This is a genomic window from Nocardia sp. NBC_01730 (genome assembly GCF_035920445.1).
Classification (GTDB): Bacteria; Actinomycetota; Actinomycetes; order Mycobacteriales; family Mycobacteriaceae; genus Nocardia.
The window spans coordinates 4,511,098-4,527,382 of sequence record NZ_CP109162.1; the positions used below are offsets into that span (position 1 = coordinate 4,511,098).

The 16,285-nt window shown below is 64.6% G+C and carries 18 protein-coding genes and 1 pseudogene; 8 read left to right on the plus strand and 11 right to left on the minus strand.

The window, feature by feature from the left end; genetic code table 11:
- Positions 1 to 39: 39 nt before the first annotated feature.
- The 5 genes from OHB12_RS18095 to OHB12_RS18115 form a co-directional block, all read right to left on the minus strand.
- Positions 40 to 1,314: a hypothetical protein gene (locus tag OHB12_RS18095; RefSeq protein ID WP_327109790.1), complete on the minus strand. Its 1,275-nt coding sequence runs from the start codon at positions 1,312 to 1,314 to the stop codon at positions 40 to 42.
- Positions 1,314 to 1,697, minus strand: coding sequence for a hypothetical protein (locus OHB12_RS18100; RefSeq protein WP_327109791.1), 384 nt, complete (start codon positions 1,695 to 1,697; stop codon positions 1,314 to 1,316). The genes OHB12_RS18095 and OHB12_RS18100 overlap by 1 nt, the downstream gene beginning before the upstream one ends.
- Positions 1,698 to 1,712: 15 nt before the next feature.
- On the minus strand, positions 1,713 to 2,243 hold the full coding sequence (locus OHB12_RS18105) for a DUF3558 domain-containing protein (protein WP_327109792.1): 531 nt from the start codon (positions 2,241 to 2,243) through the stop codon (positions 1,713 to 1,715).
- Between the two features lie 229 nt (positions 2,244 to 2,472).
- Positions 2,473 to 2,685, minus strand: a complete 213-nt coding sequence (locus OHB12_RS18110) for a DUF397 domain-containing protein (protein ID WP_327109793.1) — start codon at positions 2,683 to 2,685, stop codon at positions 2,473 to 2,475.
- Positions 2,682 to 3,557, minus strand: a complete 876-nt coding sequence (locus OHB12_RS18115; protein WP_327109794.1) for a helix-turn-helix domain-containing protein — start codon at positions 3,555 to 3,557, stop codon at positions 2,682 to 2,684. The genes OHB12_RS18110 and OHB12_RS18115 overlap by 4 nt, the downstream gene beginning before the upstream one ends.
- Before the next feature lie 160 nt (positions 3,558 to 3,717).
- Between OHB12_RS18115 and OHB12_RS18120 the strand changes: the two genes are divergently transcribed.
- The 4 genes from OHB12_RS18120 to OHB12_RS18135 all read left to right on the plus strand — a co-directional run bounded on the left by OHB12_RS18120 (position 3,718) and on the right by OHB12_RS18135 (position 5,578).
- Complete coding sequence (locus OHB12_RS18120; protein ID WP_327109795.1) at positions 3,718 to 4,128, plus strand: hypothetical protein; 411 nt, start codon at positions 3,718 to 3,720, stop codon at positions 4,126 to 4,128.
- Positions 4,125 to 4,448 carry a hypothetical protein gene (locus OHB12_RS18125; protein WP_327109796.1) on the plus strand — a complete coding sequence of 108 codons (324 nt, stop codon included), beginning with the start codon at positions 4,125 to 4,127 and terminating at the stop codon, positions 4,446 to 4,448. Before OHB12_RS18120 ends, OHB12_RS18125 begins: the two co-directional genes overlap by 4 nt.
- A 6-nt stretch (positions 4,449 to 4,454) precedes the next feature.
- Positions 4,455 to 4,763: a hypothetical protein gene (locus OHB12_RS18130; RefSeq protein WP_327109797.1), complete on the plus strand. Its 309-nt coding sequence runs from the start codon at positions 4,455 to 4,457 to the stop codon at positions 4,761 to 4,763.
- A gap of 149 nt (positions 4,764 to 4,912) precedes the next feature.
- Positions 4,913 to 5,578, plus strand: a complete 666-nt coding sequence (locus tag OHB12_RS18135; protein ID WP_327109798.1) for a hypothetical protein — start codon at positions 4,913 to 4,915, stop codon at positions 5,576 to 5,578.
- A 229-nt stretch (positions 5,579 to 5,807) separates the two neighbouring features.
- On the opposite strand, the gene OHB12_RS18140 is transcribed toward OHB12_RS18135, so the two are convergent.
- The 3 genes from OHB12_RS18140 to OHB12_RS18150 form a co-directional block, all read right to left on the minus strand.
- A complete protein-coding gene (locus tag OHB12_RS18140) occupies positions 5,808 to 6,767 on the minus strand; it encodes a DUF6924 domain-containing protein (RefSeq protein ID WP_327109799.1) in 960 nt (319 codons plus the stop codon).
- Between the two features lie 319 nt (positions 6,768 to 7,086).
- Positions 7,087 to 7,842, minus strand: a complete 756-nt coding sequence (locus OHB12_RS18145; RefSeq protein WP_327121209.1) for an alpha/beta hydrolase family protein — start codon at positions 7,840 to 7,842, stop codon at positions 7,087 to 7,089.
- Positions 7,843 to 8,569: 727 nt separating this feature from the next.
- Positions 8,570 to 9,019 carry a MarR family winged helix-turn-helix transcriptional regulator gene (locus OHB12_RS18150; protein ID WP_327109800.1) on the minus strand — a complete coding sequence of 150 codons (450 nt, stop codon included), beginning with the start codon at positions 9,017 to 9,019 and terminating at the stop codon, positions 8,570 to 8,572.
- Positions 9,020 to 9,147: 128 nt separating this feature from the next.
- Between OHB12_RS18150 and OHB12_RS36380 the strand changes: the two are divergent.
- A pseudogene (locus OHB12_RS36380) lies at positions 9,148 to 9,441 on the plus strand (SDR family NAD(P)-dependent oxidoreductase); the annotation flags it as partial.
- A complete protein-coding gene (locus tag OHB12_RS18155; protein ID WP_327109801.1) occupies positions 9,425 to 9,862 on the plus strand; it encodes an SgcJ/EcaC family oxidoreductase in 438 nt (145 codons plus the stop codon). The pseudogene OHB12_RS36380 and the gene OHB12_RS18155, both read left to right, overlap by 17 nt.
- A 304-nt stretch (positions 9,863 to 10,166) precedes the next feature.
- Here the strand turns inward: OHB12_RS18155 and OHB12_RS18160 are convergent, their stop codons facing one another.
- The gene (locus OHB12_RS18160) at positions 10,167 to 11,378 is read right to left on the minus strand and encodes a site-2 protease family protein (RefSeq protein WP_327109802.1); all 1,212 of its coding nucleotides are present in this window, start codon (positions 11,376 to 11,378) and stop codon (positions 10,167 to 10,169) included.
- Positions 11,375 to 12,508, minus strand: coding sequence for a HesA/MoeB/ThiF family protein (locus OHB12_RS18165; RefSeq protein WP_327109803.1), 1,134 nt, complete (start codon positions 12,506 to 12,508; stop codon positions 11,375 to 11,377). The genes OHB12_RS18160 and OHB12_RS18165 overlap by 4 nt, the downstream gene beginning before the upstream one ends.
- Positions 12,509 to 13,454: 946 nt before the next feature.
- Between OHB12_RS18165 and OHB12_RS18170 the strand changes: the two genes are divergently transcribed.
- Both OHB12_RS18170 and OHB12_RS18175 read left to right on the plus strand, forming a co-directional pair.
- The gene (locus tag OHB12_RS18170; RefSeq protein ID WP_327109804.1) at positions 13,455 to 13,994 is read left to right on the plus strand and encodes a GNAT family N-acetyltransferase; all 540 of its coding nucleotides are present in this window, start codon (positions 13,455 to 13,457) and stop codon (positions 13,992 to 13,994) included.
- A 247-nt stretch (positions 13,995 to 14,241) separates the two neighbouring features.
- Complete coding sequence (locus OHB12_RS18175; protein ID WP_327109805.1) at positions 14,242 to 15,138, plus strand: hypothetical protein; 897 nt, start codon at positions 14,242 to 14,244, stop codon at positions 15,136 to 15,138.
- A 12-nt stretch (positions 15,139 to 15,150) separates the two neighbouring features.
- Here the strand turns inward: OHB12_RS18175 and OHB12_RS18180 are convergent, their stop codons facing one another.
- Positions 15,151 to 16,284: an SCO2521 family protein gene (locus tag OHB12_RS18180; protein ID WP_327109806.1), complete on the minus strand. Its 1,134-nt coding sequence runs from the start codon at positions 16,282 to 16,284 to the stop codon at positions 15,151 to 15,153.
- Position 16,285 lies beyond the last annotated feature (1 nt).

The following is a 16,285-nucleotide window of genomic DNA, read 5'->3' on the forward strand; positions in this document are numbered from 1 at the left end:
TCCGCACTCCGGGCATGGGGATGTCCTTATCGTGTCGGGTTATTCGCCGATGACCGGCGGCACCGTCTTGGGCATATCATCCAGCCCGGTGAGCTCATCTCCGTTTTCCTGCGTGATCAGGTAGTCCGGAATGCCCTTGCTTGACTCGTCATCGGTTTTTCCGCCGCGCGCGCCAGGCGCCGTCCCGCCCGGCATCCCACCCATGCCGGAACGGCCAGTAGCGGCTCCTGACCGCGCGGCGGCCGGGGTCGCGCTGGAGTTGTTCGGTGTACCCGGAATCGAACGACCCGGGCCTGGCACCGGGGCGCCCGGGCCGATGGGACTTCCTGGACTGCCCGGCGTTCCGAGATGCGGGCTGCCGGGGGTGCTGGGCGCGGTGGTCGAGGCGGGTGTCGTCGCAGCCGGTGTCGTGGACGCGGGATCGGTGCTGGTCGACTGCGGTGTCCCGACGTCCGTGGACTGGGTACTCGAAGGAGTGGTCGAGTCGTCGGAGGAGTCCGTGCCGAGAGGATTCGAGCCGGGTGACGGTGTGCCCGACGGGCTTCCGCTACCGACATTCGTGCCACCGTTGTTGGTGCCGCCCGGATTCGCGCCCGGATTCGTGGCAGGTGCCGGACGGGGTATCACGGGCACATTTGTATCGGACTCCATCACGACCGGGGAGTACACGGTGCGCAGCACCCGCAATGCCTCGGTCTTCGAATTGTGCTCGGCAACATCATCGTTGCGCCAGCTACGCCCGGCCAGAAGGCCGATCGCGTTATCCACTCCGCTGCGATGTTCCGGTGCATGCGGGACCAGTTGTTTGGTCGGCTCCAACCCGGTCTGCAATTCGGCCAACTTGCTACTGGTCAGCCGGGCCGCATTCGTGACCTGCCCGCCCTGGGCGGCGTAGTCGCGGACCCCGCTCGCCGCCGCGTCGCGTGCTTCGCCCCGCCACACACTCTCATCGGTGGCCCGGGCCATCGCCTGAGTGAAGCTTTCCAGCGACGTCTGATGCCGATCGGCGATGGTGTTCCAAGCGGACACCAGGTCGCTTACCGCCTGCAGATCGATCTGGTCGACCTTGCTGCGCAGCGTGGCAACATCGTGCCTTTCGAACTCGTCCGCATCGAGAACTTCCCTCGGCCGGAATTCGCCCTGGAAGCCGAGACCGGCAGCCCTGCTGCGCACGCCGTCCCGCTGCTGGTTGTATGTGTCCTGGACAGCGTACGGATCGGCATCGGGCTGCACGTGGAAGATCCAGTCCGTGACATTTCGGAGCACGGTCAAACCCAAGTCCTCGACCGCCGGGTTACTGAACGGGTTACCCATCAGCCCACCTGCTCGGTGGTATTCGCGATTTGGGCCGCGTTCACGATGTCCCGACCAGTGATGTGCTTGAACGAGATCGCCATGACCTCACGCATGTTCTTAACGGTCTCTATGTGTTCGAGAATGACCCTGTCAATCGAGTTATCTTCGCCTGTTGCCTGCTTCAGGAACTTCTTTTTCAGATCGTCGGCCATCTTGAAGTCGCCGAAACCGGAGACGTTCTGGGTGTTACCAGCCAAACTGCGCACGAGCTCCAGATCGGCGATGCGCTTGTCACACGCTGTCGCACAAAGGTATGCGGCGTTCTCGTCGTCCAAATACAGTTCTCCGGCGCGGGCTTGGTTGGCGAGTCGACTCCACACCGATGCATTGTCCTCACTCATATGATCCCTCCCTGATCAACGCGGTAATGCAGGCACAATCGAATCACCAACGCGATACAGGACCGTACACGGGTTTTCAAGATTATCCTGGCCAGCCCGATTCTGGACCCTCAACTGCACGACTCCCTGGGACGCGGCGAACAGTACGTCACAATCGAGATTCTTCGATGCGCCCTCAACCCTGAATTGCCGACCTTGACGACCCGCGACTGTCACATCCTCGAATTCGACGTTCCCAGGTTTGCGCTCGAACTCCGATACGGTGCGACTGGTTGAAAACACCGTGACGAAGTACTTGGGTCCCCTCCAGCTACAGATCTCCCAACCGGACTGGTGCACTCCACCGATACCAGCCTCCTCGGTCGCCGGATCGACTCCCGCCGCCCGCAACGCATCATCGGAAATCCCCGTGCACGGGTTGAACAGGGCCTTGGCTGTAGTGGTAGTGGTGTTTGTGGTGGGTGACCCACTCGTGGTGTCCCCACACCCAACGACACCCGATGCAAGCAGTAAACCAAGCAGCATCAACGTAATTCGGCGCCCCATCCCCACCCTCTCGACCCGTGACGGCTCAGATTGCGGCAACTCTAGCAGACGACTCGCTGATCTGGCTTGGCCGCGACTAAGCCAGCGTCCCGGGCCTGCGGTTCATAGAAGGACGGAAGGACAGACACCTCAATGAGGGTTTCTGGGTAACGGCGCGTCATACTCGGTCGGACAGGTCGATCCGCACCCGCCATACTTCGTCTCTACTTCCGAGGCCAATCGCTTCGGATCAGCCAGTGAGCCTGTGGAACTCTCCGTCCTTCACGCCAGCGGCGAAAGCATCCCACTCGCCCGATGCGAACACCAACGCCGGACCGGTCGGATTCTTCGAATCACGGACACCGACGGAACCGGCGTCGAGCCACGCGACTTCCACACACGCCTCGCCGCCGCCACTGCGGCTCGACTTGAACCACTTCGCGCCGGATAGTTGGATGCTCACTGTTCGTATCTCCTTGCTATGTTTCGGAGGAGGTCTCTCGATGGTTGCTCTTCCAGCGCAGCACACCGGAGCTTGTCGTGAATCGACCGAAAGCGTCTTATGTCGTCGTCTTCCTCGAAAATCATTGTTCCTATTGCACCCTCGATGTAGACGACAGGCGGCTCACTATGCGGGAAGTCGATCGTGATGTACGGCGGTATCGCCAAACCTGCAGGGAAGCCAGCAGTAAACGGAACGATTCGGATCGAGACGTTGTCCCGGGTCCCCATGTCTGCAACATGCCGAAGTTGCGAAGCCATGGTCCGATCAGAGCCGACAACCGTACGCAGCACCGTCTCATGAAGCAGAAATTCGGCTCGCACTGGCTTATGTCGACGGGTAAGTATCGCCGATCGTTGCACTCGCAAAGCTACACGCCGATTCACTTCGTCCACGGTGTCATTCGCCGTATACGCTTCGACGTTCCGTGCGTAGTCGGCAGTTTGCAATAGTCCGGGTATGACAAGCGATTGGAAGAAGTGCAATTCGGTTGCCGCAACCTCCAATTGGAGATACGTGTTGAATCCCGGTCGAATCAGGTGCCGGTAGTCCTGCCACCACACCTTCGTACTGGCGTGTGCCACAAGCGACTTCAGATACTCTGTCCGATCTTCCGGCAGCCCGTAGTACTGACAGATGAATTCGACATCTCGAACCTTGACCTTCTCGTTCTGGCCGAGTTCCAGCCGACTGAGCGTGGACCGGCTGATCTCCAGAACTTCGGCTACCTGTTCGAGGGTGTGGCCGCTGGCCTGACGCGCGTCGCGCAGCGCCCGGCCCAACTGGCGACGCGGCAGCGTCGTCCTGCTGAGGTCTGACTTCGTACCCACCACTCCGCTGTGTCCTCCCCTTGTTCTCACGATGTGACCTGCTTTTCCCACGGCGAGAGTCATCGTGCGCCGAACTCGGGAAACTCTCAGGGTGTACGCATGGATTGCCGTGCCCTGACGATTTCGAGTCCGCCTTCATGAGCACTCTCCGCAGCATAGGGGCATGACCAACGACACGAAAGAGCACTCCGAACGTTCGCAAACGCAATTGGCAGAACCGAATTCGCCCGATACCTGCACCCGGCCGAAGGCTGTGGGGTTTGTGCGGGGCGAGGTGTCGGGGCTGCATGCGCCCCGACACGCGGTCGCCGTCCAACAGCACGCCCGCTCGCTGGGCTATCAGTACGTGTACACCGTCACTCCCCCGCGCGACAATGCCGACCCGATCGGGTTCGTGCTGGCTGTCGCGGCCGGACTGGACGTGGCCGCGATCGTGGTCTACGACCTGGCCCACGTCGACGACCAGCCCGCGCGGGTCTGCGAGGACTTCGACCTGGAAACAGTGTGCCCGCCGGGCACGTGGGCACGGGTCACCGCACCGACTCACACCATCGCGAAGGTAGCGGGGCGATGAACCGGGATGCCCTGCTCACCCCGCCCGAGGTCTGTGGCCGCGCTGATGTGCGGCTGGCACACGAGCAGATGCGGGTGCATCGCAGCTGCCGAGTCGAACGGTGTGTGTGGAAAGCGGCGGCGTATCACACGCTGGTATCGGCGGGACGGCTCACGCCGCAGACGGTGAGCCCGCGCGAACGCGCCGCCGCGCGCGGCGTGCAGTTCCCGCCGCTGGATGAGCCCGGCCGCGCCGACTGGAGCCTGGTCGCGCACACGCTGCAAGAGGTGCTGAAACGACTGTCGGAGTTGGCCACACCACCGGAATCGTGCCGGAGGTGAAAACGGTTGCATCGGACCACGATCGGAAACACGCACACCGGTTGGCGACTGGTGGGTCATCGCATCGAAATCCTGTTCTTGCGCGACGACGCCGACCCCACGCCCGCCTACCGGCTGCGCAATAACGGCGGCACCGTCCCGATTCCATTGGGGCGGTGCGGGCTTGTCGCATTCGACGAGCGCGAGCTACCGGATCTGGCGCAGGTGCGGGAATGGTTCCCGCGCCACTTCCGGCTGTGGGACGCGGTGCGCGCGCAATTCTGGGAGGCGTTGTTGCCCCCAAGCGGCGCCCGCAGCCCGACGAGTGGCACATGACTGCGCCGAAACGCGAGTAGGCCCCTCCGTGGTGTGTCACTCGTCAGAGCCGCAGACCTCCCTGTCCTGCCCCGCCCGCCGCGCGCGGCGGGCGAATTCGCCTGAACGCACCAGCGACCTGATGCGGGTCGCCTATTCGAAAGAGAATAATGTCCAAGCGACGCAATCGACCGCGGCACAATCCGAAAGCACTGCGGAAACCGACGCAGACAGGCTCCACCATCCGATACCCGCCCCGTGCCACGATCGACGCGATACTCACGACCATGATGGCCGAACGCAACGCCGACACGGCCGACCCGAATATCGACACCATTCACTTCTGGGGATTCGCCAGCGCGGACAACCTCATCACACAAGAGATGGCCCACACCACGATAGTCCTCGATCCTGACGCCGAGCGCTCCCCGATCCTGGATTCGGCCGAATGGCTGATGCGAAGACTCCCCGGCCGCCTGTGGGGGTTCGGGCTGGCGTACCGGACGGTCGGCGAGATGTTCACCGGAACCGATGGCGTACCCGAGGACGCGATACAGGCGGCGAGGGCGGGCAGGCTGAACGAACGCGCCGGGGCCGACGAGATGTGCGCGGCAACGATTTTCGATGCCCGCGCATACTCGTACACCGCACTGACCTACACCCACCTACCCGAACTCGGCCCAACCCCCACCTGGGTCAACGACACACGACAGTCCACCGACACCTGGATCGCCCTGTTCGATCGGCGTGCCGTCGCGGCGCACGCGTGGGCGGCGGCGATAACGCTGGATCCGGACGGCAACTACGCCACCATAGCCCGGCTACGGACACCATGAGGACCTGAACCGACGCTTTCCGGTGGCGCACCGGGTCTGGTGCCGGCGTGTACCCCAGAACTGGCGTATACGCATGGCGTGCCTCGGGACGACCTCATTCGCCGCTCGATGACGGAATTGCAGACCCAGCGGCGGCCTGTGTTGAGACGCTTCTTCCACGTGCCAGCGTGACCCGGCGGTCCAGGCCAGATCGATCAGTCGCGCCGTAGCGGGCAGCATCGCTGCCCTTTCAGGAGGCCTCCCACCACGGCTCCGTGTCCTCCACGGCGACGAACTCGTAGAAGTCCATGTTGCTGATCTCCAGGTTGCACGCCATCGATCCGACCATGCGGCAGGGAAGGACGGCGGGCTGCCCCGGGGTGTCGTAAAGGTCGACAACGGTCAGTGGTCGGCCGGGCTCGGCAAAGGTCCTGGCATCGGCGAGCACGACCAGCGTGGTGTGCTCCTCGGTGTGTTTTTTGTGCGGTGGGACCAGCGCTGGGACATGACCCGGAAGCATGCCCTCGAAGGCTCGGTCGTCAACGACGAATGCCGTCAGCGGATAGTGCTCCACGTCGATCTCGTCCGGGTCCAGGTCTGCGCCGACCCAGCCCTCCTCGTCGGCCCCGCCCAGCTCGTCGAGCAGGGCGCGCCAGCCCTCCTCGTCGTCGAAGAAGGTACGGACCAGCAGTACATCAGCGGTGGAGGGCAGTGCCGGGAAGGGCCGCTGCGCCGGAGCCGGCGGCGCGGGGAAGGCCGGCCGACCGCCGTCCCCCTGATACATGCCGCACACGTCCATGTTGCGCACCAGGTGGTCGAACGCGAGTGCGCCGCCCAGCAGGTCGGCCAGGATCTCACCGAGCCGGGCCGACGGGACCCGGACGCCGCGCCCGGGTATCGCCGCCAGGTCCACCAGCAACGGCCCGTCCCCGCCGTACACCACCGGAATGTCTGCCAAGACTACGACCGGCGGCACCGGGCCGTCGTCCGCGACAAGTGCAGGGACGTTTCCGCCGTGCAGGAAGTCCCACCCGTAGTCCTCGATCAGTCGCAGCCGCACCCCGCTGCCCCCGACGACGAGCACATCGCCTTCCCGACGGCCCGCGATCTCGTCAAGCAGCCCGCCCCACAGTGCCTTGCCGTCCTCGTAGCACGTACAGACCAAGAGCACTTCACCGGGCTCCGGCTGGGGAAGCTTGGGAAAGGACATGACTCTCCTCCGAAAGACTGCGGCGGTCGCCTCGCCGTAATCGGTCCTGGCCATAGTGATGCCTCCTGCAGGACATCCCGGTCAGACCAGCGCCGTCTGGATCGGACAGCCGCCCATAGTGACAGATCGGCGACATTGAGCTGTAACCGGGCCTATACTCCAGCGGCGCAGTAGATCAGGGTGCGCTTCCCGTCTCAGGATGCAGGCGTTCTCGAACATCCCATAATGCGAATGAGCGTGCATGTTGGGTCTGACGTAAGACGAGATGCGACAGCGGTATCGGCGACCGGCTCGAAGCCGGACGCCGATACCTGTCACGTCAGGCCGGTGACGTGCCGACCCGGCCGAAATGCCGGGCGAAGAACCGGGTCGCGCTGTCGACCTCGAACCTGGGCATCTCGCCATGCCCGCCCGCGTTGGCGTGCAACGTCTTTTCCTTCGAGGCGAAGGCGTCGAACAACGCGAGACCGGATTGGCGGTCGACCAGCTCATCGTCCCACTGGAGCAGGAACTCGACCGGGACGGTGATTCGTCCCGCCGCCTCGGTGAGGGACTCGTGGCCCAGCACACCGAAAACCGCCGCGGCGATCCTGGGTTCGACCGCCGTCAACGGCACCCCGATCCCGGTGCCCTGCATGATGCCCCAGAAGCCGATCGGGCCGTCGGCGCCGATCTGCGGCAGTTCCTGCAGAGCGTCCAGGGTCGCCCGCCATTCCGGCACGGCACGCTCGGTCAGGTAGGTGTGCACACCGACGACGATCGGGCCGATCGGCTCGCCCGCCGCCTGAGCCTGCCGTAGGACGGCGACGTGCTGCTCGAACTCCGCTGTTCGCGGCCGGTCGCCGTGTCCGGGCGCGTCGATAGCGGCGACGTGGAAACCGCAGCCGGTCACGAAGTGGTGTGCGCGGCCCACGATTCCCGGTGCCCTCTTGTGTTGGCCGCCAGCGTGCGCCATCAGCACCAGGGGCGCGTGATCGGCGCCGGATGCGGGCGAGAAGAGCACGCCGGGAACCTCACCCACCGTGAAGTCGCGTTCGACGACACCGTTCGACGATGTCTCCGCAGTGAAATGCACAGAATGCATAGATTGTTGCCTTTCGGGATTGCCTTGTTGAGGCGCTCCCGGCGACACCTAAGTCAATCGCCCAACCGTGAAGAAGATGGGGAGCACCCAATCGATACTGCGTTAATGGGTCTCACCTCCTCGCGTGATGTCGCGGACTCACGGAGACTATCAACCGGACGACATCTCGCCCAACCCTTTTTCTGTCGACCAACTTGACGGGCCGCCAAGTGCCTCATCTGCCCCGAAGCGGCAGAACAGCGCGTGCCGAGGTGAGCTCCGCTATCAGCGGTAGTACAGGGCGTTTGGGAACGGTGTCGCCAGCCTTCACGAATCCACGCAACGGGCAAGAGCAGATGCAGCGGAACACCGGATGTCCACGTCACCGCCCCTGAACGCTAACCATGGCAGTACACCCGTACGAGCACAGTGCTGTCAGGGAGTGCCTCCAGGTAGGATTCATTGCCGCCGGGCGGAACAGGGCGGGTGGCAGACATACCGTCACCCAGATGTGGGCCATGACCCCGCCCTTCCACCGCTACCGCTCTCGCTCTCGGCTCTGTGCGGCTGCAATCAGCACAGCACCCGGCTTCCTGAACCACGAATCCTCGCGTACACCAACATAATTTATCCAGCTTCGAGATACTCCACCCAGCCCTGTTGTCGCACAGCCGTTCAGGGCTTCTTCGTGCGACAACTCGAATGAGCGTCGCCGCCGATCCGGGCGCGGATCTCGCCGCTATCGTTCCATCTCGTCGGCGGCCTGCTGGAATGCCTCGGCGGCGCGGGCGAAGTAGTCGAACAGCACCTCGCGCTGTTCGGCGGAGTAGCCGGTGATGATGTCGCCGATCTTGCGGCGGGCCGGTGCCAGCACCGTGTCGAGACCGGCCGGTTTTCCGATCGGCTCGACGATGACCTTGCGGCGGTCACCCGGATCCGGGGCCCGCCGGACGTAACCCGCCTCCTCCAACCGGTCGATAAGCCTGGTGGTCGGGCCCGTCGTGAGCCCGGCGCGGGCGCCGAGTTCACCAGGGGTCATGGCGCCGCTCAGCTCCAGGATGTTCAGCGCGTACAGATCGGTGGCGCCGAGGTCACATGCCCTGGCGCCGGCCTGGGCATGCAGCACCACCGAGCTCAGATAGCGGCGGTAGACCTCATTTGGGTCGGGTTGGCGATGCGATGTTGACACGGGCGGCTCCCATCCTTAATCTCTTCGTTTGTGAAGATAGTTCTTCAAGGAAGAAGTCTCTTCCGAGAAGAAAAGGCTACAGCAGGAGACCCCCATGACGTGTCGTCCACGCTCGACTCGTCCCGAAACCAGGCGCCGGCGTGTATAGCGCGTCCAAGGCGTTCGTCGCCTCGTTCTCGGAAACGCTCTGGCACGAACAGAAGTCACGCGGCGCGCAGGTGATGGCACTGTGCCCCGTCGTCACGATCACCGCTTCGCAGACCGCTGCGGATGTGCCGTCCTGGCTGGTGCAATCGCCACAGCAGGTGGTGGCCCGAGCGCTGCGGGCCCTGACTGCTTCCCCGACGAACTGGGCTCGCATTGCTCGGTTCCGACTGAACTCGAAAAGCCCGAAAGGACTCCGCCATGACCACCGACACTGACCGCACCGCCATCCGCGCACTCATCGAACGCAGCCAGGACGCCTGGAACCGGGCAGACGGCGACGCCTACGGCGCCTGCTTCACCGAGGACGCCACCGACATCACCTACGTCGGCACCGTCTACCACGGCGGCCGGGAGATCGGCAGCGCGCACCAGGCGCTGTTCGACAGCTTCCTGAAGGGCACGCAGCTCATCGTCGACATCGTCGAGATCCGCCGCTACGGCGCCGATACCGCCGTGGTCGTGACCCGCGGCGAATCCGCGAAGGGTACGCCGAAGAAATTGGGCAAACTCGCGACCTACACCATCGTCCGCATCGACGGCCGGTGGCGGATCGCGGCCGTGCAGAAGACCCAGCGCAAACCGCTCATGGAGGCCATCTCCTTCAGGTTCCAACCGGCCAGCCGGCCCGCCCGCTGATGGCCGCCATTGCGGTCGTCGGCGCCGCCGGGCGCACCGGACGGCTCGTCGTCGCCCAGGCCCTGGCCCGCGGGCATCGCGTCACCGCGATCGCCCGCCGGGGCCGAAAGCCTCGGTGCCGCGACGGGCCGACGACAATCGCGCCCGGACGGAGTTCGCGGAACCGGCGTACCCGCACTTCGCGCTGCGTCAGCTCTTCGATCTGCACGGAACATAGCGTCGAGCGCCTCCCGAGCCGCGTCGACAGCCTGGCCGAAGGTCGCCGATTCCGGGTAGGCGAAATGTCGTTCGGCGGGCGCCAGCTTCACCGGCGCCTTCGCCACCATGTCACCGCCCAGAGCGTGTGCGCCGTGCCGAGGACGAGGAGGACGACGATGCTGTCCAGGTTGGTCGTCATCGGCTGGTCGGGGCCGAGCCTGGTCACGGCACGGAAGATCAGTGTCACGTCGGCGGGTATGGAGAACGCCGCCATCGCGGCCAGGCAGAGCGCCGTTCCGAATACCAGGAAAGCGCTGTAGACGCGCGCCACGCGACGTTCGCGTACGGGCAGGTGGCGGCTGGGGTCTTTCGGAGGCTGCCCACGCCCGGTAATGGCACCCCACAATCGATTCCCAATGTAACGCGCATACGCCGTGCCGTCGCCGAATAGGTCGCGGCAGCCAGTAACGTCTTGCAGGATGAAATAGACGTCCGTACGCATGAACACCAAGAGCTGGAACGGCAACCCCAGCAACGCCAGCAACATCACCGCGGCCAGGACCTTATGCATGATTGCGGTCTCGTCCGTCACCACCAACAGCAAGACTGCTATCGCGGCGACCGATAGATTCACCGCCATGCCGGCCGAATAGGCGGTCAGTCGATGCCTGCGCGGGGCGAGTTCGATCCCACTGATATCGGTCTCGGCCACCAGAAATTGCAGCCGCGTGCCCAGTTGAATCCGGGCGTGGACACCCGTGGCCCGCGCGGTGACAAAGTGCGCAAGCTCATGGACGAAGATCAACGACCATCCGCCGACGAAGCTGAGGGCCAGCACGAGGCTGCCCTGTGGACTCCAGAGCAGGTCCTGGAAGCTGGGCAGCAGGTCGGGACGCAAGGCGAGTGCCACCACTGCGGCCAGCAGCAAGCAGCCGAACAACATCGGCAGAACCGGACTCAGCGCGAATCGGACGTGCTCGGGGCGCACTCGCGGAAAGGACGCGGGCCGCGGCACCTCGAATGGCACGGGGCGGTGGTCGATCTCGGCCACGAATCCCAGCTCGATCAGTTCTCGGACGAAAAACAGGACATCGAACTCGCAGCCCTCTTCGTCAGCCAGCCGTACCTCGGCCTGCTCGACGGTCAGCCCTGCACCGAGCAGGTCGATCGCGACCGCGCCTGGCTTCGGAAGCGCCACGAACTGGCGGGTCTCGAATCGGCCCACGATCCATTCCCCGCGATCCGGGCGGATCGCCAAATCATGCAGACGGATCCGGCTCGCCGGCAGGACATCGGCGGCCACGCGCGGCTCGGTCACGGGGTATCCCCGCAGGTCGGGCAGTCCGGTCGACGGTCGTATCGGTCCAGGACCGATTCACCCGCAATGGCGAGGTTCACGCCGTACCGAAAGCCCGGCTCGATCGGCGGCGCACCGGTCAGCACGGCCAGCGCGAAGTGAGTGAGAAGGTTGCCGGTAATAGCGGCAGACACGACATTGACAGGCTGCCAAGGCAGTTGCGGCCCGAGGCTTTCCAAAGGCACCCCCGCGGGGAGGCGCATATCCGCCTGCTCGACTTCCTGATCGTGCAGACACTCCCAGCAAGCCCCCCGCCCCGGGATATAGAGGCCAGCCGAGGTGAGGGGGCCGTGATAGCCGCCGGTCACCCAGGGCATGCCAGCGGCCAGGCAGACCCGGTTGGCCCATCTACGGATCGGGCGCGGCTGGTCCGCGCAGAGCGCGACGAGATCGTATCCGGGCCGAAGCAGATCGGCGATGTCGGCCTCTCCATCGACCTGCCGCCGTTCACCCGTGACCTCCACATCAGAGTTGAGGGCACGCAGATGCCCCATCGCGGCGTCGACCTTGGGCTTACCGATGTCATCCTCACGGTAAAGGACCTGCCGGTTGAGGTTGGACAGTTCGACGGTGTCGGAGTCGACACAGTGCAGATACCCGACGCCGGACGCGACGAGCCCTTGCGCAACAGCTCCGCCGGTACCGCCGACGCCGATCAGGAGAACCCGGGATCGGCTCAGCCGAAGCTGGATATCCCAAGGGCTCGAGCGGGGTGTCTGGTCGATCCAGTCGAAGAACGCCATACCGCGCGAATAGCGTTCCCGCTCCCGCTCGGACAGCTGCGCCGGGACAGGGGCACCAGCGTCCTCCACGAAACCGGCGTCGAGAAGTTGCTGCATCGCGTCGGCGGCCTCAGCCACAGGCACATCCCCATGACTGGACTTCACCAAGGCGAGCACCTCGTCAGGTGACCGAGTTCCGTCCAGCCCGCCAACCAGGACCCGAACCCACCCGTCAGGATCTTCGATCTCCGCCCCGACACCATGGACCGTAGCACCGATCCTGACATTGCCATCCACGGTGACGTACGGGACATGCTCCGGCTTGACCCGCGGCCGCAGCATGTCCAGGAAGCGTATGTTGCCATCCATCAAGGGACTCCCGATATGAATTCACTCGCCGAGGTACGGGTTCTCTTACTGACCAAACACACGTAGGGTGCACCTCCACACGGCACTCCGAATGGAGGCACACCCCGCGGTATGGCTAATCGCCGCCCGCTATCGAGCTGCTGCCGGTCGTTTCCTTCTTGTCCAGACGTCGAATCTTGATCGCAACGCGATCACGGGTCGTGGGCTGAGCGGGTGCGTTGTCTTCAGACTTCATAAATCTTGCTCCTCATTTGATTTTGTAGGTGCACAACATCCAGGTGTACAACGCTCAGGCATGTGGAGCCAGACTGTCCGCATCTCCTTGGATGAATCGAATGGTGGCAGCGCGGCCCCGCGTGCTTCAGGCGGCAATCGAGCAGCTCGACGAGGTCGACCTGGAGGTTTCAGCCTGTGGTGACGTCTACGCGCCGCCGGACGGGCAGCCGTCGGTCGTTTCCTTCTTGTCCAAACGCCGAATCTTGATCACGACGCGGTTCTGACTGGTGGGCTGAGCGGATGCCTTGTCTTTGGACCTTTTCATGAAATCGACTCCTTACCATCAGAGAGGTGCACACCATATAGGTGCACAACACTTACGTGTACAACGGTGAGATACCTAAGGGGGTGCTGTCAACCCCCCAATTTGCGCCGCCCGCAATGAATTTCGTCCTGCCCGCTCTGATCGTCAATGAGATCGGCCGCTTCCAACGTTCTCCTTGCCGGCTTCGCTACAGCGCAGCTACAGCACTCGGCCCCGGTTATCCCGCATCCGGCGACGAGCGATCCACTCACCTCAGCGCCGTTGCGGTACCAGCCCACCTGGCACCCGAAAGCCGCACTGCGTGAGTTCATCTCACCAAGTGAGGCTTTCGCCCCGTCTCTGCCCGAGAACCACGTGAACGCTCTACTCTGAATGCTGGACTCACTGCCGGGGAGAGGTGAGCATGTGGACATCACGAAAGGTCTTGGGGCGCCGCTGTTCCGGTCTACTCAGCTGGATGACCTGGCGGAAATCGCCGCGCTGGAGCAGATGGAGTTCGCCGAACTGGCGTACCCGTACTTCGCGCTGCGCCAGCTCTTCGATCTGCACGGATCACAGTGGGTGGTCGCCGATCTCGACGGCACGGTCTGCGGCTATGCGATGGTGGCGCTCGGCTCGCCGCAGTGCGCCTGGGTGATCGGGCTCGCGGTCGCACCGCAATGCCGTGGCCACGGCTACGGGCGGGCGTTGATGAACGGCGCGCTGGCCCGGTGCCGGGCCGCCCAGGTGGAAGAAGTGTTCCTCACTGTCCGGCCTACTGATCAATCGGCGTCGAATCTGTACAAGAAGTCCGGATTCGTCTGGGCCGGGCACGAAGAACGCTACTTCGGAGCGGGCGAGCCGCGCGACATTCTGGTGCATCGAATCCAGCACCGCCCCAGTACACCGTCGATCACCGATCCGACCTCGGGCATCTGGCGCAAGCGCAGTCCAGGCTCGGACTAGGGCCGATGCCGCGGTGAGGTTGATGTCGGGCGTTGTCGTCGGTGGCTGGTGGCATGCTGCTGATGTGGTGCGACCCACTCGTGTGGGTGAAACGGCCCGAATGACGCGAGAACCGACACGGACGCAGTATCGACGTGAGTGGAGGACGTCCGAGAAGGCCGGTGTCTACCAACCTTTTTCGATTGGGAGAGCGTTGTATGGTGGGTATCACGTCACAATGACGCGCAGGCCCGGGGGAGGAACATCGATGACCGAATTCGAAGACCCGGTCACCCACGTGCAGTTCGGGAATTCACCCGACATCTGGATCGATCAGCACGCCACGGGCTACGCCCAGGAAGTCGCGGACTACCTGGACGAGTTGACCGCCGGGACCAGACGGCCGGACGAGAAGCCGCTCCTGGATTCGTTCAACAGTCACGTCGAAAAGGTGGTCACCGCCTTCGATCATTCGAAGATCAAGCATCGTGGCGACAGCCTGCTCTTCTCCGACATCTACGCGGCAGCCGACGACACCACCACCGCAATGGACGAGGTCCTGCAGCGGGCGCATATCGAACTGCTGATGGCGCTGCTGGCCGCGGAGGTCGAGCTGCGCGGCCCGCTACGCCTGAGCCGCACCCAGAACATGCGGCTGGCCGACACCTACGAGCAGCTCGGCCATCGCCTCCTCTCGGCCGAGCTGCCCGGTCAGAGAGCCAAGACATTCCTCCCCGGGCACGCGGCCATGGCCTTTCTGCGCGCCTCTGGTCTGCACGCGCTCAATGAAGACATCGATGCGCAGGACCGCTGCGGCCTCGCGCTGGCCAGAGCGCGCAGGACGGCGATCCATCCGGCCTGGCGCCGGAGCGCAGGCTGGGCCTCGGACCTGATGTGTGGCTACGGCTACCGGCCGTTCCGGCTGCTCGTCTGGATCGCCGCACTACTGCTCGTGTTCACCGTCGCGCTGTGGCTGAGCACACCCATCTCGATCACCACATCACTGCACATGTGCCTGATCAACTTCCTCAATCCGCTCGGTCTCGGCGATATCGAAAAGGTCAGCCGGGCCGGGCACGTCTTGCTCATCATCGAGTCGTACGCCGGGATCGTCGCCACCTCGGTCTTTTTCGCGCTACTCGTCCGTCGATGGTTCCGGCTGTGAGCGGACCTGCGCTCAATCCGGTGTGTTTATCTTGGAGGGGCGCATGGCAGCAAGGGTCGCCGCCGACATCCGGTCGCGCAGCTGGCCCACCTGCGCCTGCCATTCCCGGGTGAAGCCGGGGTTGTGCTCCACTTGTTCCCATAGGCCGCGCAGCGCCCCGGGCGTGTGCGCACCAGGCATCCAGAGGTGCGCCAGATGCGTGAGCAGCGGCGCGATGATTTCGGCCGACTCCGTGCTGGACGGCGGGTGGAGATCGGCCTCCTCGACTACCGCGCGGGCGACAGTCAGCAGCCAGTCGTGCAGCGCGAGATCCTCGCAGAAGCGGCGCGCCACCGCGAGTTCCGACTCGTCGCGCACCGTCACCAGCACGGTGCGGACCAGCTCGTCCTGCAACTGGAACCTCAGGATCGGCTGCGGCACGTCGGCGATCCGCGCGGCCCAGCGCAGGCGCGCTGTCCGCGTCTGCATCGGCGCGTGCTGATCGAGCCCCATGTCCATCCGGATCCTGGCGAGCAGCCGCTGACTGATCGAGGCGAGATCCAAGGTGCCGTCGGGCTGCTCGCCAGGGGCGAGAAAACAGTCGCCCAGCTCACCGCTGGTCGCGTCGGTGACCTTGGAGATCACCTCGATCACCCCGACCCGGGTCAGATAGTGCGACCAGGTCTGCCGCTGACGTGTTTCGGCGGGAACGACCGTGGTGTGCGCCGAACTCTGCAGCACCCGTCCACCGACGACCACCGCATTGGTGGCCACCGTCCCGACCGCTCGGACGCCGCCGCGCGGCCGGGTGGCCAGCTGGCAATCGACCCCGACCGCGATGGTCGGCGAGGTGGCCAGGGTCGTCGGCCGCTCGCGCCACGGCATCTTTTCGCCGGGAATCAGCGCGAGCAGTTCCTCCAGCATGTCGCGGCTCAGCGCCGTCGAATCCGGCACCAGGCAGGTGCGGACCTCACCGAGCAGGATCAGCGGCCGGGTACCGGCAGGTGCTGGCGTCGGTGACCTTTCGGGGACTGCGCGCGTGGTCCTTCCAGCCAGGTGTGGCTGCCGGGCCGCGCGCCGACCACGGGGCACTGCAGGCCGCTGGCGCAGCCGCTTGCCGCGCGAGGGCCGATCGGGGTCGGAACCGAAGTCCGATGCTTCGCCCATA